General features: G+C 45.9%; 20 protein-coding genes. 2 read left to right on the top strand and 18 right to left on the bottom strand.

The window, feature by feature from the left end:
• The first annotated feature begins 74 nt into the window (after positions 1-74).
• A complete protein-coding gene (gene mutS, locus R7O03_RS19305) occupies positions 75-2,636 on the top strand; it encodes a DNA mismatch repair protein MutS (protein WP_005383792.1) in 2,562 nt (853 codons plus the stop codon).
• An 82-nt stretch (positions 2,637-2,718) separates the two neighbouring features.
• On the opposite strand, the gene rpoS is transcribed toward mutS, so the two are convergent.
• The 13 genes from rpoS to rlmD form a co-directional block, all read right to left on the bottom strand.
• Positions 2,719-3,705 carry an RNA polymerase sigma factor RpoS gene (gene rpoS / locus R7O03_RS19300; RefSeq protein WP_005380887.1) on the bottom strand — a complete coding sequence of 329 codons (987 nt, stop codon included), beginning with the start codon at positions 3,703-3,705 and terminating at the stop codon, positions 2,719-2,721.
• Positions 3,706-3,785: 80 nt separating this feature from the next.
• Positions 3,786-4,709: a peptidoglycan DD-metalloendopeptidase family protein gene (locus R7O03_RS19295; protein ID WP_213963129.1), complete on the bottom strand. Its 924-nt coding sequence runs from the start codon at positions 4,707-4,709 to the stop codon at positions 3,786-3,788.
• A gap of 13 nt (positions 4,710-4,722) precedes the next feature.
• Positions 4,723-5,349 carry a protein-L-isoaspartate(D-aspartate) O-methyltransferase gene (locus tag R7O03_RS19290; RefSeq protein ID WP_005380892.1) on the bottom strand — a complete coding sequence of 209 codons (627 nt, stop codon included), beginning with the start codon at positions 5,347-5,349 and terminating at the stop codon, positions 4,723-4,725.
• On the bottom strand, positions 5,349-6,125 hold the full coding sequence (gene surE, locus R7O03_RS19285) for a 5'/3'-nucleotidase SurE (RefSeq protein ID WP_005380894.1): 777 nt from the start codon (positions 6,123-6,125) through the stop codon (positions 5,349-5,351). The genes R7O03_RS19290 and surE overlap by 1 nt, the downstream gene beginning before the upstream one ends.
• Positions 6,125-7,168: a tRNA pseudouridine(13) synthase TruD gene (gene truD, locus R7O03_RS19280; RefSeq protein ID WP_170890516.1), complete on the bottom strand. Its 1,044-nt coding sequence runs from the start codon at positions 7,166-7,168 to the stop codon at positions 6,125-6,127. Before truD ends, surE begins: the two co-directional genes overlap by 1 nt.
• 45 nt (positions 7,169-7,213) lie before the next feature.
• Positions 7,214-7,690 carry a 2-C-methyl-D-erythritol 2,4-cyclodiphosphate synthase gene (gene ispF / locus R7O03_RS19275; RefSeq protein WP_005380896.1) on the bottom strand — a complete coding sequence of 159 codons (477 nt, stop codon included), beginning with the start codon at positions 7,688-7,690 and terminating at the stop codon, positions 7,214-7,216.
• Positions 7,691-7,704: 14 nt separating this feature from the next.
• A complete protein-coding gene (ispD, locus tag R7O03_RS19270) occupies positions 7,705-8,412 on the bottom strand; it encodes a 2-C-methyl-D-erythritol 4-phosphate cytidylyltransferase (protein WP_017821625.1) in 708 nt (235 codons plus the stop codon).
• A gap of 1 nt (position 8,413) precedes the next feature.
• Complete coding sequence (ftsB, locus tag R7O03_RS19265; protein ID WP_005380907.1) at positions 8,414-8,695, bottom strand: cell division protein FtsB; 282 nt, start codon at positions 8,693-8,695, stop codon at positions 8,414-8,416.
• Positions 8,696-9,097: 402 nt separating this feature from the next.
• Positions 9,098-10,399, bottom strand: coding sequence for a phosphopyruvate hydratase (gene eno, locus R7O03_RS19260; RefSeq protein WP_005383785.1), 1,302 nt, complete (start codon positions 10,397-10,399; stop codon positions 9,098-9,100).
• A gap of 78 nt (positions 10,400-10,477) precedes the next feature.
• A complete protein-coding gene (locus R7O03_RS19255; protein ID WP_021034029.1) occupies positions 10,478-12,118 on the bottom strand; it encodes a CTP synthase in 1,641 nt (546 codons plus the stop codon).
• Between the two features lie 205 nt (positions 12,119-12,323).
• Complete coding sequence (mazG, locus tag R7O03_RS19250) at positions 12,324-13,127, bottom strand: nucleoside triphosphate pyrophosphohydrolase (protein ID WP_005383780.1); 804 nt, start codon at positions 13,125-13,127, stop codon at positions 12,324-12,326.
• Between the two features lie 349 nt (positions 13,128-13,476).
• Positions 13,477-15,696, bottom strand: a complete 2,220-nt coding sequence (gene relA / locus R7O03_RS19245) for a GTP diphosphokinase (protein ID WP_005380915.1) — start codon at positions 15,694-15,696, stop codon at positions 13,477-13,479.
• Between the two features lie 123 nt (positions 15,697-15,819).
• Complete coding sequence (gene rlmD, locus R7O03_RS19240) at positions 15,820-17,139, bottom strand: 23S rRNA (uracil(1939)-C(5))-methyltransferase RlmD (RefSeq protein WP_053306774.1); 1,320 nt, start codon at positions 17,137-17,139, stop codon at positions 15,820-15,822.
• Positions 17,140-17,331: 192 nt separating this feature from the next.
• Here rlmD and barA point away from each other — a divergent pair, with 192 nt between their 5' ends.
• Positions 17,332-20,130, top strand: coding sequence for a two-component sensor histidine kinase BarA (gene barA, locus R7O03_RS19235; protein ID WP_033907441.1), 2,799 nt, complete (start codon positions 17,332-17,334; stop codon positions 20,128-20,130).
• A 69-nt stretch (positions 20,131-20,199) separates the two neighbouring features.
• On the opposite strand, the gene acpS is transcribed toward barA, so the two are convergent.
• The 5 genes from acpS to rnc form a co-directional block, all read right to left on the bottom strand.
• Positions 20,200-20,580 carry a holo-ACP synthase gene (acpS, locus tag R7O03_RS19230; protein WP_053306776.1) on the bottom strand — a complete coding sequence of 127 codons (381 nt, stop codon included), beginning with the start codon at positions 20,578-20,580 and terminating at the stop codon, positions 20,200-20,202.
• 10 nt (positions 20,581-20,590) lie between these two features.
• Entirely contained in the window at positions 20,591-21,325 is a 735-nt protein-coding gene (gene pdxJ, locus R7O03_RS19225) for a pyridoxine 5'-phosphate synthase (protein ID WP_053306777.1), read from the bottom strand.
• Positions 21,322-22,053: a DNA repair protein RecO gene (gene recO, locus R7O03_RS19220; protein WP_005384578.1), complete on the bottom strand. Its 732-nt coding sequence runs from the start codon at positions 22,051-22,053 to the stop codon at positions 21,322-21,324. The genes pdxJ and recO overlap by 4 nt, the downstream gene beginning before the upstream one ends.
• 115 nt (positions 22,054-22,168) lie before the next feature.
• Entirely contained in the window at positions 22,169-23,131 is a 963-nt protein-coding gene (gene era, locus R7O03_RS19215; protein WP_005380931.1) for a GTPase Era, read from the bottom strand.
• On the bottom strand, positions 23,124-23,801 hold the full coding sequence (rnc, locus tag R7O03_RS19210; RefSeq protein ID WP_005380932.1) for a ribonuclease III: 678 nt from the start codon (positions 23,799-23,801) through the stop codon (positions 23,124-23,126). Before rnc ends, era begins: the two co-directional genes overlap by 8 nt.

The raw sequence follows: 23,801 nt of genomic DNA, 5'->3' as shown, positions 1-23,801 counted from the left end.
CCCTTTGTCTCTTTTTACTTGATAGGGATTCACGTATCCTAAGCCGCTACGGAAATAAACAAAAGAACTTACCTGTGAAAGCTGAACAAAAACACACTCCGATGATGCAGCAATACCTCAAGCTAAAAGCTGAGAACCCAGAGATTTTGCTGTTCTACCGCATGGGCGATTTCTACGAACTCTTTTACGATGATGCCAAGCGAGCTTCCCAGCTTCTTGATATTTCATTGACCAAACGTGGTGCGTCTGCAGGTGAACCTATCCCAATGGCGGGTGTGCCATTTCACGCCGTAGAGGGCTACCTGGCAAAACTTGTTCAGCTTGGTGAGTCTGTGGCGATCTGTGAACAGATTGGCGATCCGGCCACCAGCAAGGGCCCGGTAGAACGTAAAGTTGTGCGTATCGTGACACCAGGTACTGTGACGGATGAAGCGCTGCTTTCTGAGCGTGTCGATAACTTAATCGCAGCAATTTACCATCACAACGATAAGTTCGGTTATGCGACGCTGGATGTCACCTCTGGTCGCTTCCAACTGACAGAACCAGAAACTGAAGAAGCGATGACAGCTGAGCTTCAACGTACCTCACCACGTGAGCTACTGTTCCCAGAAGATTTTGAACCTGTACATTTAATGGCGAGCCGCAATGGCAACCGTCGTCGCCCAGTCTGGGAGTTTGAGCTTGATACGGCTAAGCAACAACTCAATCAACAATTTGGCACAAAAGATCTGGTTGGTTTTGGTGTAGAACATGCGTCCTTAGGGTTATGTGCTGCTGGTTGTTTGATCCAGTACGTAAAAGATACTCAACGTACGGCTTTACCTCATATTCGCTCTTTAACGTTTGATCATCAGGATCAATCCGTCATCCTTGATGCTGCTACCCGACGTAATCTGGAAATTACTCAAAATCTAGCAGGCGGAACCGATAACACGCTCGCTGCAGTACTCGACCATTGTGCAACTCCGATGGGCAGCCGAATGCTGAAGCGTTGGTTGCATCAGCCTATGCGTTGCATTGAAACGTTAAACAATCGCCTTGATGCGATTGGTGAGATTAAAGAACAAGCTCTGTTTGCCGATCTTCAACCAACGTTAAAGCAAATTGGTGATATTGAACGTATCTTAGCGCGCCTTGCATTACGCTCTGCTCGCCCTCGCGATATGGCTAGACTTCGCAATGCCATGCAACAGCTACCAGAGCTAGAATCTGTCACCGCTTCTTTGACCCATCCGTACCTAACGAAATTGGCGAAGTATGCAGCTCCGATTGACGAAGTATGTGACCTGTTAGAACGCGCGATTAAAGAAAATCCGCCGGTTGTTATTCGTGATGGTGGCGTCATCGCTGAAGGCTACAATGCGGAGCTCGATGAATGGCGAAAATTGGCAGACGGTGCAACAGAATATCTTGAGCAGCTTGAGCGAGATGAGCGTGAACGACACGGTATCGATACGCTTAAAGTAGGCTATAACAACGTTCATGGCTTCTTTATCCAAGTAAGCCGTGGCCAGAGCCATTTGGTTCCACCGCATTATGTACGTCGCCAAACACTCAAAAACGCTGAACGCTACATCATCCCAGAGCTTAAGGAACACGAAGACAAAGTACTTAACTCGAAATCTAAAGCGTTAGCACTTGAGAAACAGTTGTGGGAAGAACTGTTTGATCTATTGATGCCAAACCTTGAGAAGCTGCAAAACCTAGCTTCTGCCCTGTCTCAACTGGATGTATTACAAAACCTAGCAGAGCGTGCAGATTCGTTAGATTACTGCCGCCCAACGCTTGTGAAAGACGCAGGAATTCACATTCAAGCTGGTCGTCATCCAGTCGTAGAACAAGTAACAACAGAGCCGTTCATCGCAAACCCAATTGAGCTTAACCCAGCCCGTAAGATGTTGATCATCACCGGTCCAAACATGGGTGGTAAATCAACCTACATGCGTCAAACTGCGCTGATTGCATTGATGGCACATATCGGCTCTTATGTACCGGCAGAATCCGCACAGATTGGTTCTTTAGATCGTATATTTACTCGTATTGGTGCGTCAGATGATCTTGCATCTGGCCGCTCGACCTTCATGGTAGAAATGACCGAAACAGCCAATATTCTTCACAACGCAACTAAGAATAGTTTGGTGCTAATGGATGAAATCGGACGCGGTACTAGTACTTACGACGGTCTGTCTTTAGCTTGGGCAAGTGCGGAATGGCTCGCAACACAAATTGGTGCGATGACCCTATTTGCAACCCACTACTTCGAATTAACAGAATTACCAAGCCAGCTGCCAAACTTAGCGAACGTTCACTTGGATGCCGTAGAACATGGAGACAGCATTGCCTTTATGCACGCAGTTCAAGAAGGTGCGGCAAGTAAGTCTTACGGTCTGGCTGTTGCGGGCTTAGCAGGCGTACCAAAAACGGTCATCAAAAATGCGCGTAACAAGCTATCTCAGCTAGAGCAACTGGGGCAAAACAGTGACACACCACGTCCAAGTGCAGTAGATGTGGCTAACCAGTTGAGCCTGATTCCAGAGCCTAGCGAGGTCGAACAAGCTCTGTCAGGTATTGATCCTGACGACTTAACGCCACGCCAAGCTCTTGAAGAGCTGTATCGCTTGAAGAAGATGCTGTAAACAGACTCACACCAACGAGCAAAAAAGAAAAAAGGCTATGGGGAACCATAGCCTTTTGTGTATCTAGTGAAATACGGATTATTTAATCGTCTTCTACGTTAAACAAGTTTTCCATATTCAAACCTTGTTTGATTAGGACTTCACGAAGACGACGTAAACCTTCCACTTGTATTTGACGTACTCGCTCACGTGTCAGACCAATCTCTCGACCAACTTCTTCCAGCGTCGAAGGCTCGTAGCCTAGTAGGCCGAAGCGTCGTGCAAGCACTTCTTTCTGTTTCGGATTCAACTCTTCTAACCAATGAATCAACGATGATTTGATGTCGTCATCTTGAGTCGAAACTTCTGGATCAGAGTTGTTTGCATCAGGAATAATATCCAGCAGCGCTTTCTCACCGTCACCACCGATTGGCGTGTCGACAGAGCTAATACGCTCATTAAGGCGTAACATTTTGCTTACGTCTTCGACTGGAATATCTAATTGAGCAGCAATTTCTTCTGCGGTCGGTTCGTGATCGAGCTTTTGAGAAAGTTCACGCGCAGTACGCAGATAAATGTTCAGCTCTTTCACTACGTGGATAGGTAGACGGATCGTGCGAGTTTGGTTCATCAACGCTCGCTCTATCGTTTGTCGGATCCACCATGTTGCGTAAGTAGAGAAACGGAAACCACGTTCTGGGTCGAATTTTTCGACCGCTCGGATCAAGCCGAGGTTACCTTCTTCAATCAGATCGAGTAGTGCTAGACCACGGTTACTGTATCGACGAGAAATCTTAACAACCAAACGTAGGTTACTTTCGATCATACGTTTGCGTGCCGCTTCGTCGCCACGTAGGGCGCGTCTTGCGTAAAGCACTTCTTCTTCGGCAGTAAGTAAAGGTGAGAAGCCAATTTCGCCCAAATACAACTGAGTTGCATCTAAGCTTTTACTGCTCGCGTCAAATTCTTCACGCGCAGTCGCTTTGCTTTCTGTGGATGATGATCTTTCGAGTTCGTTATCAATGGTCTTCACTGACGCATTATCAAATGCAAACTCTTCAACTTTGGTTACTGTGTTGCTGATACTCATAACGCCTCCCCCTGGCGAGTTAGCAAGACATGACAACTCAATATGTCGCTAAATGATGTCGCAAGTTGTTTTTCAAAGTTTTAAGGCAAATAGCGTTTTGGATTCACTGATTTACCTTGATAGCGAATTTCAAAGTGTAGTTTGACCGACTTTGCACCTGAACTACCCATGGTGGCGATTTTTTGTCCGCTTTTTACGCTTTGTCCTTCTGTGACCAACAGCTTGTCATTATGTGCGTATGCGCTTAAATAATTGTCGTTATGCTTTACTATAATTAAGTTGCCATAACCTCGTAGCGCATTGCCTGAATAAACGACTGTGCCGGCTGCGGTTGAAACGATAGGTTGACCACGCTGTCCTGCGATGTCGATACCTTTATTTCCCTGTTCTCCCGCCGAAAAGTTCTTGATTACTCTCCCTTTTGTTGGCCACAACCACTTTGAGACTTTATCACTCTTTACTGTGGTAGTTGGCGCTTTTTGCTTCACTTTTTGGTTATCTTTTGAACCAACATACTCCTTTGTTTTCGATTGTTCAACCTTCTTTGGAGGCTGTTTTTGTACGACTTTAGGCTTAGTCTCTGTAGGTTTTTGACTAGAGTTTTTACTCGAAGGTTTAGGTTTAGAGGCTGTTGATGTTTTCGTCACTGGAGCTGGGGGGGTCGTAACAACAGGAGCCACAACGGGTTCAACTTTTTGACCATATTTAGGGGCGACATATTTCGGAGCCCAAAGTTTTAGCCTCTGTCCTGGGTAGATAGTGTAAGGCTGAGTTAACTCATTGTAACGAACAAGATCATTTACATCTTTATCTGTGACATAAGCTATGAAGTAAAGCGTATCGCCTTTTTTTACCTCATAATAACTCCCTCTGTAACTCCCTCTTTCAAGGCTTGAATAGTCTTTTTTTAGGCTAGAGACAGGTGCAGGGGAATGCGCTGCACAACCAACTAGTCCTGCAGCAAACACAAAGCTAATACCAATATGACGTAGTAACTTATTCACCTATCCCTAACCCTTAAGCTAAATCACCCGCAACCAGAGGTACGAACCGAACCATTTCTACAACGGTAGAGAGATATTCGTCTCCCTTACGCTCTATTTTTAATAACTGTTGTTCCGTATCTCCAACAGGAATGACCATTTTTCCGCCATCTCTTAATTGTGAGAGAAGAGCTTGGGGAATCACTTCAGCGGCAGCGGTAACAATAATAGCATCGAAAGGACCTCGCGCTTCCCAGCCCTGCCACCCATCAGCATGCTTAGTTGAAACATTGTAGATATCCAATTGCTTCAGGCGACGCTTTGCTTCCCATTGCAACGATTTAATTCGCTCAACGGAGTATACATGATCAACAATTTGCGCCAGTACCGCGGTTTGATAACCCGATCCCGTTCCGATTTCCAGAACACGACTCGCCGGCTCTAGCTCAAGCAACTCGGTCATACGAGCAACGATATAAGGCTGAGAAATAGTTTGTCCCTGACCAATTGGTAACGCATTGTTATCATAGGCTTGGTGCATCATCGCTTGAGAAACAAAGCTTTCTCGTGGCAAGCGTTGGATAGCATCCAGAACTCTTTGGTCTTTGATGCCACTGGAGATAAGAAACGCTATCAACCTGTCAGCATGTGGGTTACTCATTACTTCTCTTCCTTTAACCAACTATCCATAGCACGCAGCGACTCGTGAGCGGTGAGATCAACTTGCAGAGGCGTCATTGAAACTCGGCCATGCTCAATTGCATAAAAGTCCGTGCCCTCTCCTGCATCTTGCTCCTTTCCTGGTGGGCCTAACCAATAAATGTCATGGCCTCTCGGATCTTTCTGCTTGATCATATTCTCTGCGTGATGACGTGCACCTAAACGAGTAACTTCAATTTCACCTAAATTCTCTGATGGTAAGTCAGGCACGTTTACGTTCAGTAGACGATTCGTTGGAATCGGCGACGCTAAATGCTGTTGTACAATTTGACGTGCAATTTTAGCGGCGGATTCGAAATGTCGCTTACCCACTAGAGAAAAAGCCACCGACTGAACGCCAAGGAAATGACCTTCCATGGCTGCTGCTACTGTTCCAGAATAAAGAACATCATCACCCAAATTAGCGCCATGGTTGATTCCTGACAGAACAAGATCAGGCAAATCATCTTTCATTAGCTCATTCAGCGCGAAATGCACACAATCCGTGGGCGTGCCTTGCACTGAGTAGATATTTGGGGCAATTTCAGTCACGCGTAATGGTTGTTCTAATGTGAGTGAATTCGAAGCACCTGAACGATTTCGATCAGGTGCGACAATGGTCACTTCAGCGATATCTCTCAACTCATCAGCGAGGGCATGAATCCCTTGAGCATGAACACCATCATCATTGCTGATTAAGACTCTTAAGGGCTTCGGGTTTCGTGAATCCTGTTCCATTAGTATTCTCTTTCTACTTCAACCTCATTAACTAACTCACGAACAATAGAGGTCGCAAAAGATCCTGCATCCAGTGAGAAAGTCAGCGTAATGTTGTTACCTTCAACCGTCCAAGCTAAATCTTTTGGCTTTAGCGCAATATCGCGACGGTCGTGGCGCATGCGATTACCACGAATCAGCGCCATGAGGTCAGGCTCTTCGTCTAAAAACGGTTGCTCTAATGCCAGAGCCTCAGTTTGAGTAGGCAGTGCATTATCGCCAGCAAGCGCAGCGGTAATTGCCGCTTCACCTTGCGCAAATTGCACTTGCAGAGCAGCAATGTTGTTTGCATCAATCAACTGAGTGCCAGAATTCGTCTGCGCAATGTCACCATCAATGAACTTATCAAACACACCATTCTCTAGACGAGCTGAAACGATACGGTTGAAAATCCACGAACGAGCCGCTGATAAATACATACTGCGCTTGTTTTGATTGCGGGTACGAACGTTTTCGCGTCCCCATCGACGTGCTTCTTCAAGGTTGTTGCCATCGTTACCAAAACGCTGACTACCAAAGTAGTTTGGCACGCCAACTTGTTTCACTTTTTCAAGACGTTGCTCTACATCCGCTATATCTGTCACTTCAGACAAAGTAACCACGAACTCGTTCCCTACTAGGTCACCAGGACGCAGTTTTTTATTGTGACGATCTGTTGCAAGGATTTCGATACTTGGGTATTGAGCCAAAAACGCTGAAAAATCTGGCGTTTCACCTTTCGGTAAATGGACACTTAACCACTGTTCCGTCACCGCATGACGGTCTTTAAGACCCGCCCAGCTAACGTCTTTCGACTTAACACCACAGGCTTTCGCTAACTCGTTAGCAACGAAGCTGGTGTTCTCGCCCGTTTTACGGATACGAACCATTAGGTGCTCGCCTTCGCCCGTAAAGGCAAAACCTAAATCTTCGCGAACCTGAAAATGCTCTGGCTGCGCTTTAATTTTTGCCGATGCAACTGGCTTACCCGTTAGGTAAGCCAATGAAGATAAAATGTCTGACATGATGTGTTTCCGCTGATATCACAGCTTAGGGGAGCAAATTGCTAGTTATTGCTTAAACAGAAGTACAACGGCTTCCGTTGCAATGCCTTCTTTGCGTCCAGTAAAACCGAGACGTTCTGTCGTCGTCGCTTTTACGTTAATGTTACTAATGTCGGTTTCTAGGTCTTCGGCTATCGCCGCACACATTGCGTCAATGTGTGGTGCCATTTTAGGCGCTTGTGCCATGATGGTTACATCAGCATTGCCAAGACGGTAGCCTTGCTCTTTAACTCGACGGTAAACGTCTTTCAGTAATTCACGACTGTTTGCGCCTTTCCATTTATCATCCGTATCTGGGAAATGACGACCAATATCGCCGGCAGCAATCGCGCCCAGCAGAGCATCCGTTAACGCATGCAACGCTACATCGCCATCTGAGTGTGCAATCAAACCTTGCTCATAAGGGATTGCTACACCACCAATAATGACTGGGCCTTCACCACCGAATTTATGTACATCGAAACCATGACCAATTCGAATCATTTTCTATCCTTTCTTTATTCGCCGCGCTCACGGCTTAGATAAAACTCGGCTAACGCAAGATCTTCTGGCTGAGTGATTTTTATATTGTTCGCATTCCCTTGAACTAAGGCTGGCTTCTCGCCTAACCATTCCAAAGCCGAGGCTTCATCGGTAATGGTTACACCCTGTTCTAATGCGTCAGCCAGTGCTTGAGTAAGCTGCTGAGTTTTAAACATTTGTGGAGTAAGTGCATGCCACAATGCTTCTCTATCTACCGTATGATCGATATCTTGTACTGCGTTTGCTCGCTTCATTGTATCTCTCACAGGAGATGCGAGAATGCCACCCGTTGAGTGGGCGCAGCAAACATCAATCAAACGGTCAATGTCGGATGTTAATACACATGGCCTCGCAGCGTCGTGGACTAATACCCACTCGCTTTCCAGATGCTCATTGACATAGTTTAGCCCTGATAACACAGAGTCTGCTCTTTCTTTACCACCAGCTACACGAATCACATCTGGGTGCTTAGCAATGGACAATTCTGGGTAATATGGGTCGCCGTCAGTAATGGCAACGACAACCTTAGAAATATTTGGGTGAGAAAGCAGTTTCTCTACGGTATGTTCCAGTACCGCTTTACCTTCGATCAATAAATATTGCTTAGGGCGATCTGCCTTCATTCTGCTCCCTACACCAGCAGCAGGCACAATTGCGATATGCGATGAGTTCATATCCAACATTTTAATGGTTTTCCTCACCTATAATGCGGTAAAAAGTCTCGCCATCTTTAACTAAACCGAGCTCATGACGCGCACGTTCTTCAATCGCATCAAGACCTTGCCTTAAGTCATCAATCTCAGCGAACATTTCATTGTTGCGAGCTTGTAGCTTGCTGTTCACTTGTTGCTGAACTTCAATTTCATCTTTTACTGTGTAGTAGTCAGACACTCCGTTTTTACCAAACCATAGAGTGTATTGAAGCAAGCCAAACAGTAGCGTAAGGGCTATAACAAAGATTCGCATATCGCTGCTAACATTCTGTACCGGAAGGAATTAGATAAGGTGACATATATAGCATAAATGCGAGGTTGCCTCTAGGGGAGAAAGGGAGACTCACACGCTCCTTACAAGAAATAAGCAGCAAAATGAAACAAGCTCATAGGAAGCGCTCCTTACCCATGACCAAAGTAAGAGCCAAAAATACAAACTTATAAATACAAAAAAACCGCCGTAGCGATGGTTTCAAAAAGCTATTTAGCGAAACTTTACTCAATAAGAATTAAGCTTGACCTTTAACTTCTTTAAGACCGCTTCCTTGAAACATGGAGGAGCGCGCTCACCTAGAGCTTCCGTTATATAAAAAAACACCCCGCCAAGGCAGGGTGTTTTAAAAGCTTTAAGTTAAGCTGCTAATTCAGTGAAGAATTAAGCTTGACCTTTAACTTCTTTAAGACCGTTGAAAGGAGCGCGCTCACCTAGAGCTTCCTCGATACGGATTAGCTGGTTGTACTTAGCAACACGGTCAGAACGGCTCATAGAACCAGTTTTGATTTGACCTGCTGCTGTACCTACCGCTAGGTCAGCGATAGTTGCATCTTCAGTTTCGCCAGAACGGTGAGAGATTACTGCTGTGTAACCTGCGTCTTTAGCCATCTTGATTGCAGCTAGAGTCTCAGTTAGAGAACCGATTTGGTTGAACTTGATAAGGATAGAGTTAGCTACGCCTTTCTCGATACCTTCAGCAAGGATCTTAGTGTTAGTAACGAATAGATCGTCACCTACTAGTTGAAGCTTGTCACCTAGTAGTTCAGTTTGGTGCTTGAAGCCATCCCAGTCAGACTCGTCTAGACCGTCTTCGATAGAAACGATTGGGAATTGGTTAGCTAGCTCAGCTAGGTAGTGGTTGAACTCTTCAGAAGTGAAAGTTTTACCTTCGCCTTTCATGTTGTAGATGCCAGCTTCTTTGTCGAAGAACTCAGATGCAGCACAGTCCATAGCTAGAGTTACGTCTTTACCTAGTTCGTAACCAGCAGCTGCAACAGCTTCTGCGATAACTTCTAGAGCTTCAGCGTTAGATTTAAGGTTAGGAGCGAAACCACCTTCATCACCAACTGCAGTGCTGTAGCCTTTAGACTTAAGAACTTTAGCTAGGTTGTGGAATACTTCTGCACCGATACGTAGACCTTCTTTAAGAGTCTTAGCGCCAACTGGTTGGATCATGAACTCTTGGATGTCAACGTTGTTGTCTGCGTGCTCACCACCGTTGATGATGTTCATCATTGGTAGAGGCATAGAGAACTGACCTGCAGTGCCGTTTAGCTCAGCGATGTGCTCGTATAGAGGCATGCCTTTCGCAGCAGCAGCAGCTTTAGCGTTTGCTAGAGAAACAGCTAGGATAGCGTTAGCACCGAATTTAGATTTGTTTTCAGTGCCGTCTAGTTCGATCATTACTGCGTCGATTGCAGCTTGGTCTTTAGCGTCTTTGCCAACTAGAGCTTCAGCGATTGGGCCGTTTACAGCTTCAACTGCTTTAAGAACACCTTTACCTAGGAAACGTGCTTTGTCACCGTCACGTAGCTCAAGAGCTTCGCGAGAACCAGTAGATGCGCCAGATGGAGCTGCCGCCATACCTACGAAACCGCCTTCTAGGTGTACTTCAGCTTCTACAGTTGGGTTACCACGTGAGTCGATGATTTCACGACCTAGAACTTTAACGATCTTAGACATTAATGTTTCCTCTCGTTTCAAATATAAATGTCAATCTTAAAGGGCAGCAGCACAACCTTCGCCGCCGCCCGTATCCTTTTACTTCTCGAATTCGCCGCGTGCGTTTTGGCCCGCAGCCTTAACAAAACCTGCAAACAATGGATGTCCATCGCGAGGAGTCGAGGTGAATTCTGGGTGGAACTGAGCCGCTACAAACCATGGGTGAGCTGGGTTCTCAATCATTTCCACTAACTTCTTGTCCGCAGATAGACCTGATACTTTTAGGCCTGCTTTTTCGATTTGCGGACGAAGCACGTTATTCACTTCGTAACGGTGACGGTGACGTTCATGGATCGTCGCGCTACCGTACAGTTCACGAGCTTTAGTCCCTTTCTCTAGGTGACACAGCTGTGAACCAAGACGCATCGTACCGCCTAGGTCAGACTTTTCAGTACGCTCTTCTACGCTACCTGATTCGTCTACCCACTCTGTGATCAAACCTACCACAGGGTACTTAGTCTCTTTGTTAAATTCTGTTGAATGTGCACCTTCCATACCCGCAACGTTACGCGCGTATTCGATTAGTGCAACTTGCATACCCAAACAAATACCTAGGTAAGGCACGTTATTTTCACGTGCATATTGAGCCGCACGGATCTTGCCTTCAATACCACGATCGCCGAAGCCACCTGGTACTAGGATTGCGTCCAAACCTTCTAGAAGTTCAACGCCTTTTGTTTCGATATCTTGTGAGTCTACATACTTAATTGTGACGCTTAGACGGTTTTTCAAGCCAGCGTGTTTAAGCGCTTCGTTCACAGATTTGTATGCATCTGGTAATTCAATGTATTTACCAACCATACCGATGGTTACTTCACCAGTAGGATTTGCTTCTTCGTAGATAACCTGTTCCCATTCAGAAAGGTCTGCTTCAGGAGCAGTAATACCAAAGCGAGCACACACAAGGTCATCTAGCCCTTGAGATTTAATCAACTGAGGGATCTTGTAGATAGAGTCTACATCCTTCATTGAAATTACTGCTTTTTCTGGAACATTACAGAACAGTGCGATTTTTTTACGCTCATTCGCAGGAATAACGCGATCGCTACGGCAAACTAGGATGTCTGGCTGAATACCGATAGATAGAAGTTCTTTTACAGAGTGTTGCGTCGGCTTAGTTTTCACTTCGCCCGCTGCCGCTAGGTAAGGAACAAGTGTTAGGTGCATGAACATTGCGCGCTCACGGCCTAGCTCAACAGCTAGCTGACGAATCGCTTCCATAAATGGTAGTGATTCGATATCACCAACAGTACCGCCAACTTCAACAATAGCCACATCATGGCCTTCAGAACCTGCAATAACGCGATCTTTGATTGCGTTAGTGATATGAGGGATAACTTGAATAGTTGCGCCTAGGTAGTCACCACGACGTTCTTTACGAAGTACGTCGGCATAAACACGACCTGCAGTGAAGTTGTTACGCTTGGTCATCTTGGTACGGATGAAACGCTCGTAGTGACCAAGGTCAAGGTCAGTCTCTGCGCCATCTTCTGTAACGAACACTTCACCGTGCTGAGTAGGGCTCATTGTGCCCGGGTCAACGTTGATGTAAGGGTCAAGCTTCATCATAGTCACTTTAAGACCACGAGCTTCTAGAATAGCCGCAAGAGATGCTGCTGCAATACCTTTACCTAGAGAGGATACAACCCCGCCAGTAACAAAAATGTAATTTGTCGTCATGTTTAACCTGAAATTGGTTGAATGAGGGAAATGGAGTGCTTCTGGACGGGAGATAAATATACCAGAAGCTCCTTACCGCCACAACGTGAAATCTATCACACCGTAATTTTTTATTTTTTGCTTCAAATCAAAGTGAGCAAAGACAAACCAAAGTCCGTTTTCGTGTAACCAAACAAGCTGACCTTATATTATGTATTCTGCCAGTTTACCTCTGCCTCGATTCTTCTTGTTTTACTTCATCCCAAAAATGGTCAAGTTCTGATAAAGAACAATCTGTAAGTACTTTGCCTGACTGCTGAACCTTGCCTTCAACTTGTTTAAAACGTCGCGCAAACTTTACGTTTGCTTTTCCTAGCGCGACTTCTGGGTTTTTATCAAGGTGGCGAGCCAAATTGACAGTCGCAAATAGCAAATCACCGAGTTCCAACTCAACTTTCTCTTCATCGGGCTGAACTTGCAGTGCCTCTTCCATGACTTCGTCAATTTCTTCTCGTACTTTATCGACAACCGGGCCAAGTGAATCCCAATCAAACCCAAATTTTGCACATTTTTTCTGAATTTTTGTAGCACGAGAAAGTGCCGGTAAAGAGTTTGGTATTGAGTCTAGGATACTTTCTTCCGCTTTGCCTACTAGGGCTTTTTCTTTTGCTTTTTCCGCTTCCCAGTTCGCGTTAATTTCCTCGTCAGATTCAAACTCAACATCTGAAAAAACATGCGGGTGGCGACGAGTCAGTTTTTCGTTCACGGTTTCGACGACATCCGAAAAGTCGAACAGCTCTTGCTCTTTCGCTAGCTGACTGTAAAAAATCACCTGAAACAACAAATCCCCTAGCTCTTCTTTTAGATTGGGCCAATCTCGATTTTGAATCGCGTCCACCACCTCGTAGGTTTCTTCTATTGTATGCGGAACGATGGTGTCAAAGGTTTGTTTTAAGTCCCAAGGGCAACCGTTTTCGGGGTCACGCAGCTTCGCCATGATTTGTTCTAACTGTTCAATTGGATGACTCATTTTTTGTTCCTTTAAACCTTTCTATTAAAGAAAAAGGTGAGCAGCCAAAACCACTCACCTTCTACATTATATTTTCTCAGCAGCTTTCACTAAGTAATTGTTACTTTGACAAGGCAACAAGTTTTCGCGACTCCTGAGCATAGCCTACTATGTGATGCCCCTGAGCCGGCACGTCGGAATAAGTGCAGCTAACGCAGATAAAAAGCCAAATATGACGCAAGTGTAACTCTGTAAATAGTTGAAGTTGTAGCTAGGCGACAAACAAACGAGACTCCTGAGCATGGTTCACCATGTGATGGAGCGAGTGCGTGCAGTCAACAACGCTACAACGATAACTATGACGAGAGTTTTAGCCGAGGCGTTTCACCGTCATGACATCCTTGATCTGTTCCACACGTTTCGAAACCCGCGAAAGCACCTCAATATTGGTGACTTCTAGGTCAAAGTCCATGATGGCAAGTTGACGTCTGTAGTCGACTCGGTTCTTCATACTGGTCACTTTGATCTTTTCGTTGGCGAACAGTGTCGTAATGTCTTTGAGTAGACCACCTCGCTCCATCGCTTCAACACGCACGGTGAGGATGTATGACCCCACAAAGCCGCTGCCCCAGACTGTATCGATGATGCGCTCTGGCGCATGATGGCGCAGTTCTTCTAGCTGTTCACAGTCACTACGGTGTACTGAAATCCCACGACCTTGCGTTATGTAACCAGAGATATCGTCACCTGGAATTGGCTGACAGCAACGTGCTAGATGTGTCATTAGGTTATCGACGCCTTCTACTACAACTGCGTCTTTTTTCGGTCGGCTTTGCGCGGGTGATTTATGCTCAGCTTCTTGCAGTTTTTCCAGTGCTTGTTGATCTTCTTCCTCTGCCGTTGGCTTGTTAACTAACGCGTTGATATGGTTAATTATTTGGTTGATACGCAAATCACCGCTACCTACACCAACATACAATTCATCTGGTGTTTTGACGTTAAACCGCTTGAGGGCGTAATGCTCTGCATCTTTTAACGTTGCGCCAATTTTGGCTAACTCATGCTCAAGGATTTCACGACCTGCTTCAAGGTTCTTCTCACGGCTTTGTTTTCGGAACCAGGCGTTAATTTTGGCACGCGCACGACCAGAATGAACGAAGCCTAATGATGGGTTTAACCAGTCACGTGATGGGTTAGGTTCTTTCTGAGTGATAATCTCGACTTGGTCACCCATATGTAATTTATGCGTGAATGGCACAATACGACCTCCGACTTTGGCACCGATACAACGGTGTCCCACTTCGGAGTGAATGTGATAGGCAAAATCTAGCGGCGTTGCCCCCATTGGCAAATCGACAACATCACCACGTGGTGTAAAGGCATAAACACGGTCATCAAAGACTTGGCTACGCAGCTCATCGAGCATTTCGCCAGAGTCAGACATTTCTTCTTGCCAATCCAGTAGCTTACGCAGCCACGTGATCTTCTCATCATAACCGCTTCGGCTGCTTGCCCCTTCTTTATATTTCCAGTGCGCGGCAACACCCAGCTCCGACTCTTCATGCATTTGCTTGGTACGAATCTGGATCTCGATGGTTTTGCCTTCTGGCCCTAGAATTACGGTATGGATCGATTGATAACCGTTTGGTTTAGGGTTAGCAACGTAGTCATCAAACTCGCTCGGTAGGTGCTTGTATTTGGTGTGAACTACACCCAAAGCCGCGTAACAGTCTTGCAGTTTGTCTGCGATGATACGTACTGCTCGAACATCAAATAGCTCATCGAATGCCAAACTCTTCTTCTGCATTTTTCGCCAAATGCTGTAGATGTGCTTAGGTCGACCACTCACTTCGGCATTGATGCCCGACACTTCCATTTCGTGCGTGAGGTCTTCAACAAAGTCTTTGATGTACTGTTCACGAACGATGCGTCGCTCAGAAAGCTGCTTGGCAATTTGTTTGTAAGTTTCCGGCTGTTGGTAGCGGAAAGCGTAATCTTCAATTTCCCATTTCAGCTGACCGATGCCTAATCGGTTTGCTAGCGGCGCATAGATGTTGGCACACTCTTTTGCCGCCGCACGTCGAACTTCATCAGGCGCTTTTTTAACTTCAATAAGGTTACAAATTCGCTCCGCAAGCTTGATAACCACGCAGCGGAAGTCATCCACCATGGCAAGCAGCATGCGGCGTACGTTATCTACCTGAGATGACGCTGCACTGCCTTCCATGTTGACGTTGAGTTGGCCAATAGCAGCCATTTCTTCAACGCCGTCGATTAATTTTATGATTTCTTTGCTGTATTTCTCTTCCAGAATTTCTCTGTTAAAAGCACCACTTGAAACCAAAGGAAACAGTTGAGCAGCCACTAAAGTGGCTTGATCCATAGACAAGGTGATCAAAATTTCGATCATTTCTCGTCCACGCCACAACAACAGCTCCGCTTGCTCGTTATCAGCTAATACCGTCTGGCAATCTCGATATACTTCGATTAAGCGTGAGGCTGTGTTTTTCTCTTGTCCTAGGCTAGCCACCCAGTTTTCGAGTTCAAACTGTTCATCTTGGTTTAAATGCGCGCTTCTTACCGCAACCATCTCATCATCCTAATTATTATATTCGTGTGGTTTGACTAACACCGTCCAGGTTAGTTCTTTTTACCGCGCGTACACGCTGGCTTTATGACCACCCACCACAAATAAGGGGTCAAAGTCCTAAAGTTAGGACTTTTCAAACAATGCCATCGATTCTAGATGACTGGTATGAGGGAACATATCCAGCATACCTAATTTAGTTAATTTATAGCCTTGCTCTATCAAGCTTTGACTATCCCTAGCAAGGGTAGCAGGATTACAAGAAACATAAACTACACGCTGTGCGCCAAGCTCAGAAACTTGATCGATGATCCCACTCGCTCCCGCGCGTGCCGGGTCTAATAATACTTTATCAAACCGCTCTGCGGCCCAGGCTTGGCCTTCAAAATCTTGCTCAAGGTTAGCGTGATAAAATTGCGCGTTATTGATTTGGTTCAAAGATGCATTGTTTGTGGCTTTTTCTACCATCTCTGCAACACCCTCTACTCCAACCACGTACTTAGCTAATTTCGCAACTGGTAAACTAAAGTTGCCTAAACCACAGAACAAATCTAACACTCGGTCACTCTTTTGTGGGTCTAACCACTCAACCGCTTGTTTGACCATTTGTTGGTTTACACCTTGGTTTACTTGAATAAAGTTATTTGGTGCAAAAGGGATTTTCACTCCAACTTCTTGATAAAAAGGCATATCGCCTTCGATAAGGTCTAATTGTTCTGTCGATGGCATTAAGTACAACGATGCGCCATGACGTTTTGCCAACTCCGTTAGAGATTGAGTTTCACTCGTTGTCAGAGCGCTCAAGTGGCGCAGCGTAATACACGGCCCATTATCACCAAGTACCAGCTCTACATGACCCAATTGTTCAGGCTTTTTGAACGCTTTTAGGGCTGAGTAAATCTCTGGCAGCAAAACATTCAGTTCCGGTGCCAGCACTGGGCAATCGGTTACTTGCGCAATTTGCTTACTCTGCTTTTTACGGAAACCAAAATGTAGCTGACGGTTTTTTTTATCAACAAACAAGCTCACTCTCGCACGGCGACGGTAGGCCTGCGAATCTCCCAATAACGGGGCATCTAGTTCAATGTCACTGCCTGAAAATTTTCGCATTAGCTGACGCAACGTTTGCTGTTTGTACGTCAATTGTTGGTCATAATCTAAGTGCTGCAAATCACAACCACCGCACTCATGATAATGTGGGCAAAATGGCTCCACACGAGCTTCACTCGGCTTAAGGATTTTAATCAACTTACCGCGAGCGTATTTGCTCTTTTCTTCCACCAATTGAGTGACCACCTCCTCACCCGGCAGTGCTCCATCGATAAACAATGGCTTCTTTTTGAGGTAAGCAATGCCTGCGCCGTGGTGATCTAAACGCTCTACTTGCACTGCTTGGTGCCGAGTATTGAGTTGGGTTTTCTTTTTCGGTTGAAAGATGCGTGCCATGCTCTGTGCCTGATTTATGTGTAATTGCTCTTCGGCTTCACTATTCTTGATTGCAGCCGTTGTGTGATTCGAGTGACTTGATTATGCTTACCGTTTATTCGGTGACGTCACTTCTTTGCTCAAGGCTTTATCGTGCGCTTGAGAAATAATGCGTTATTTTCCCATATCCAGACTCCGATGTAATTAGATAACATGACCAGATATGGCTTACGAGCACGTGTAATTACACTAACTCTCGCTCCCACTCTCATTATTGGTTTATTACTGAGCGGCTTTTTCTCATTTAACCGCTACCAAGACCTTGAGAAACAAGTTATCACCACTGGTAACAGCATTATTGAGCCGCTGGCGATTGCCAGTGAAACTCATCTACTATCAGAAAGCCGAGAGGCGGTACGTCGCTTGATAAGCTACGCGCACCGCAAAAACTCCAAACTGGTTCGTAGTATCGCGGTATTTGATGAACATCATGAGCTCTTTGTAACCTCTAACTTTCATCCTAATTTTGAAGCCTTGATGTTTCCCAAAGATAAACCGATCCCGCAACTGGGTAATTCGGAAATCTACGAAAACTCACTGATATTGCGTGTCCCCATTTTGTCAGAAGGTCACTACTTAGCGGAGTTGTCGAACGAAAGCCAAGGCACAAAAGCGATTGGTTACATCGCCGTCGAGTTAGATCTCTCCTCCTTGAGGCTGCAACAGTATCAAGAAGTCTTCTCTGCGTTTTTAGTTCTGGTTCTCGGTCTTGGCTTAGCAAGTGTGTTTGCTTCACGTCTAATGCACGATGTGACCCAACCTATCACCCACATGAAGAATGTCGTTGACCGCATTCGCCGTGGTCATCTGGATGTGCGTATCGAAGGCAAAATGCACGGTGAGTTAGACCAGCTAAAAAATGGCATCAACGCCATGGCGGTATCGTTATCAGAATATCACGTAGAGATGCAGCACAGTATAGACCAAGCCACGTCCGACTTACGTGAAACGCTTGAGCAGCTAGAAATTCAGAACGTTGAGCTGGATATCGCGAAGAAACGCGCGCAAGAAGCGGCCAGGGTTAAGTCAGAGTTCTTGGCGAACATGTCGCACGAGCTGCGTACTCCGCTCAATGGGGTGATTGGCTTTACTCGTCAAATGCTTAAAACGCAGCTTTCTAACAGCCAAACGGATTACCTACAGACGATTGAGAAATCGGCGAACAACTTGCTGAATATCATCAATGACATTCTCGACTTCTCGAAACTTGAAGCGGGTAAGCTGGCGCTGGAAAACATTCCTTTTGATTTCCGAGAAAGTTTAGAAGAGGTAATTAACCTACAAGCCACAAGTGCACATGAGAAAGGGTTAGAAATCACCCTAAAAGTGGACCCTAAAATTCCACCAGGTTTAGTTGGGGATCCACTACGTATCCAGCAAATTTTGACGAACTTAGTAGGTAACTCAATCAAGTTTACCGAGCGAGGCAACATTGATGTTAGCGTAGAAATGCGCTCTCAATCAGGAGACTCCGTCGAACTGCAATTCATGGTGCGTGATACCGGCATTGGTATCTCTGAGCGTCAGCAAGCGCAGTTGTTCCAAGCCTTTAGCCAAGCAGATGCAAGTATTTCACGTCGTTACGGCGGTACTGGCCTTGGTCTGGTCATCACTCAGAAACTGGTGAGCCAGATGGGCGGCGAAATCAGTTTAACCAGCCGTCTACACCAAGGTTCAACCTTCTGGTTTACGGTGCGCTTGCACTCAACCGAGATGCCAATGAGCGAACTGATTGAAGTGGAACTTCTGACTGGGAAGCAGTTACTGCTGATTGAACCAAACATGCAAGCCGCATCCGTAACCCAACAGATTCTAAGTCAGGAGGGTATTTTAGTAACCTACCGCTCTTCGCTACCAAACAACGAAGAACAATATGATTATGTATTGTTGAATTTAGCGGCCAACCAGACTCACGATGCGGAAGTTATTACACCTTGGATAGAACAAGCGAAACGTATGGCTCCGAGTGTTCTCCTAGGGACACCGAGTACCGAATTGGCGCTTGCGGACCAAATAATGACAGAGCATCACGTCCAGTGCCTGACGAAGCCATTGTCTCGCCGTAAGTTGCTACAAAGCCTGATTAGCGAACATGTAGAATCGCCACCGGTATTAAGCGCTCCAATTACGCCAAGCGAAGGGGACCGTTTACCTCTCACTGTACTAGCAGTGGATGACAACCCTGCAAACTTGAAGCTGATCTCTGCACTGCTCCGCGAACGAGTAGAAACCGTCACCGCCTGTAGCAATGGCCAGCAAGCGGTGAACCTGGCGACAGAGAAAAAGTACGATTTAATCTTCATGGATATCCAAATGCCACAAATGGATGGGGTGACCGCTTGTAAGCACATTAAAGAGTTGGAGCTAAATAAAGACACGCCAGTGATTGCGGTAACGGCGCATGCCATGGCAGGGGAACGAGACCGCTTGCTCTCGGCAGGAATGGATGACTACTTGACCAAACCTATTGAAGAGCATGTGCTACAACAGGTTTTGGTTCACTGGAACCCCAATGCTTGTACAGAGAGCATTGGCAAAGTCGCCCCTTCATACGTTGATGAACCTGAAGGAAGCGCACCACAATCCGTTTCTTCACCTCAACAGGATGTGATTATTGATTGGCAAGCGGCCTTGAAACAGAGCGCGAATAAAGAGGATCTCGCCAAAGATATGCTGCGCATGTTGATTGAGTTCATCCCTGAAGTAGAAGCGGTTGTTGACCAAGCTCTAGAGCAAGAAGATATCTCTCGTGATGACCTAATTCATGTCATCCATAAGCTGCACGGCAGTAGTTCATATTGTGGCGTTCCAAGACTGAAGTCACTCTGTGCGACGCTTGAGCAAGCACTGCGCTCAGGGATCAGTCTTGAGGAAGTTGAGCCTGAAATGTTCGAGCTGCAAGATGAAATGATTAAAGTCACAACGACTGCAAAATTATACCTTGAACAGTAATCTGCTCGAGAGACAAGAAAGCCAGAGCATCTGCTCTGGCTTTTTAGTATTTTGTTTAAGACTTACAAGCTAGGATTCAAAAATGACCGTCGCCACAGCGTAATGACGCTCATCGGAAATGGACAGGTGAATGTGGTTAACACCCATCGCATCCGCTATTTGCTTGGCTGTGCCCGTCAATGCGAGTACTGGTTTTCCAAGCTCATCGTTCGAGATGGAAAAGTCGTGAAACGTGACCCCTTTTGCGATCCCTGTCCCCAATGCTTTTGAGGCAGCTTCTTTAACAGCAAAGCGCTTAGCAAGATAACGACCTTGCAGCTTAAGCTGTGAGAATTTGGTCATTTCTTCTTCTGAAAGAATCCGCTGAGCAAAAGGTTCACCACTACGAGCTAACGCTTTTTCAATACGCTCAATTTCTGCAATGTCGGTCCCTAACCCTATAATCGCCATCTAGATAGCCCTATGACTGGCGAGCCTCAATCATCAGTGCTTTCATGTCAGCAACCGCTTTATTTAAACCATCAAATACTGCGCGACCAATGATTGAGTGACCAATGTTGAGTTCGTAAATTTCTGGTAATGCAGCAATTGGTGCGACATTGTGATAAGTCAGGCCATGCCCGGCATTAACAATAATACCTAGATCATGTGCATAACTCGCACCAGCGGCAATCTTCTTCAGTTCAGCTTGTTGTTCGTCTTCTGTCGTCGCATCTGCATAATGGCCAGTATGTAGCTCAATAAACGGAGCACCACACTTTTTCGCAGCTTCAATCTGTTGACGGTCAGCATCAATAAAGAGCGAAACTTTAATGCCGGCATCTGTCAGCTTTTTCGTCGCAGCTTTAATTTTGTCAAGCTGCCCTACTACATCTAAGCCACCCTCCGTCGTCAGTTCTTCACGTTTTTCAGGCACTAAACACACAAACTCTGGTTTAGTTTGCAGCGCAATCTCAATCATTTCGTCAGTCACTGCCATCTCTAGATTCATACGCGTTTGAATGGTTTCACGCAGAATACGTACATCACGATCCAAAATATGGCGACGGTCTTCACGTAAGTGGATAGTGATACCGTCCGCGCCTGCACGCTCAGCAATTTCAGCAGCGTGAACAGGATCTGGGTATTTTGTACCACGTGCATTACGTAGAGTGGCAATATGGTCGATATTGACGCCTAAATAAATTGAGCTCATTTTCCGTTACTCCGTGCTCTGGGGGTCTGAATGAAAAATTCACGACTTTTTAAAGGTTTGCCGCCAAGATACGGCTTTAAGGCTATACGTGTAAAGCGTTTTGCCGCTTTTAGCTGCTCTTTAGTGACGAACCGCCGCTCACTGATAGCAATCAGTTCATTCCCTAAAAACGTGAGGTTATCGCGCCTAACCGAAGCAATAAACCCTTTCTGTTCCCGGTAACGATAGGTCATTTCTGGATCGACGGGCTCGCCGGTACCTGCACAATGCAAAAAATCCACGCCATACCCCATCGCAGACAGCAAGGCTAACTCAAAACGACGCAGTGCAGGCTCAGGGTTCTCGTTGTGCGCCAACTCGGTTAACGCATGCAAATAATCATGAAATAGTGCTGGCATCGGCACTTCAGCCATCAAAATACGGCCAATCAGTTCATTGACGTACATGGCTGAGTAGAGATTAATGCCCGTTAACGGCAAACCTAGACTTATCGGCTCGGCTTGACGCAAAGTTTTCATTGAGCCTTTCCCCGACCATTTAAGTAATAGCGGGGTAAAAGGTTGCAATGCGCCTTTTAAGTTCGAACGCTTACTGCGCGCGCCTTTGGCCATTAAAGTCATTCGGCCATATTCCTCACTAAATACATCAAGGATTAAGCTCGATTCACTGTAAGGGCGTCGGTGCAATACAAAACAGCGCTGTAAACCTTCGGAAGACAGATTACTCATCTAAGTCATTGTGCCTAAAAAGTGTGAAATAAAAAATAAGGAGCCGAGCGGCTCCTTATTTTAATCGATACTGATTTTTCATCGATGTTGGAGCGAAGCACCTTCGCAGCCAAGATTATAAATCGTCTATATAACCCAACGATCGCAACGCTCGTTCGTCGTCTGCCCAGCCAGATTTCACTTTTACCCAAGTTTCTAGGTAAACCTTACGACCGAACAATTCTTCCATATCTAAACGCGCTTCGCGACCAATGGTTTTAATCTTCTCGCCGCCTTTGCCAATCACCATTTTCTTCTGGCCATTACGCTCAACAAGAATCAATGCATTGATGTGGAAACCGTCGGTTTCTGGGTTGTAATCAAAACGTTCAATCTCAACCGTTACTGAGTATGGCAGCTCTTCACCAGTAAAGCGCATCAGCTTTTCACGCACAATCTCAGACGCCATAAAACGCTGAGAACGGTCAGTCACGTATTCTTCTGGGAAGTGATGCGTTGCTTTAGGTAAGTGATTACGCACGTGCTTACGCAGTACGTCAATGTTCTTACCTTGCTTGGCAGAGATTGGCACAACATCCACGAAGTCCATCTTCTTCGACATCTCCGCCATGTGTAGCATCACGTCGTTACGATCTTGTACGTTGTCGACCTTGTTTACACAAAGCACAACTGGGAAGTTCGATTTTTGAAGTTTGGTCAGCACCATCTCATCGTCTTTAGTCCAATGCGTACCATCGACTAAGAAGAACACAAGGTTTACATCACTCAATGACGAGTTAGCTGCACGGTTCATCAAACGGTTGATCGCACGCTTTTCTTCAATGTGAAGTCCAGGCGTGTCGACGTAAATCGCTTGGTAATCGCCGTCCGTATCCACACCCATAATACGGTGGCGTGTCGTTTGCGGCTTACGAGAGGTGATCGAAATCTTCTGACCCAAAATCTTGTTCAAAAGTGTCGACTTACCTACGTTTGGACGACCAACAATAGCAATAAAGCCACAGTGTTGGTTTTCTGGCGAGCTTGGCTCACCTTGTGATGCGAAAAACGCATCGATATCGAATTCGTTATCAGCCATTTGTTAATTGCTCAAGTGCTGTTTCAGCAGCCGCTTGTTCTGCCTTGCGGCGGCTGGTGCCTTTACCGATTACAGGCTTATCCACACCTGCTACTTCACACTCAACCGTAAACTCTTGGTTGTGCGCTTCACCTTTAATATTAGTCACTGTGTACACAGGCAGCGGTTTTCTTCTGCCTTGTAGGAACTCTTGTAGGCGAGTTTTCGGATCTTTTTGTGAGACGCCAGGTTTAATGGCTTCAAGGCGTGACTGATACCAACTCAGTACAATGCCTCGCACAACTTCAAGATCACTGTCTAGGTAAATTGCGCCAATAATGGCTTCAACCGCATCGGCTAAAATAGAGTCTCGGCGAAAACCGCCACTCTTCAATTCACCTGGACCTAATTTTAAATAATCTCCTAGATCGAATTCACGACCCAGTTCCGCCAATGTATGTCCGCGAACCAAAGTAGCACGCATGCGGCTCATGTCACCTTCGTTCACTTTTGGGAAACGATGGTACAGATCATCAGCGATGACAAAACTTAAAATTGAATCGCCCAGAAACTCAAGACGTTCATTGTGCTTACTGTTGGCGCTGCGGTGCGTCAGCGCCAAATTGATAAGCCCGGCATCTTGAAACTGGTAGCCGAGCTTTCTCTCTAGTTTATCAATTGGAGAATTCAT

Origin of the sequence: Vibrio sp. Vb2960, assembly GCF_033337665.1 — a bacterium.
In the GTDB taxonomy this organism is placed as follows: Bacteria; Pseudomonadota; Gammaproteobacteria; order Enterobacterales; family Vibrionaceae; genus Vibrio; species Vibrio alginolyticus.
This window is presented reverse-complemented; position numbering and strand designations above follow the sequence as displayed.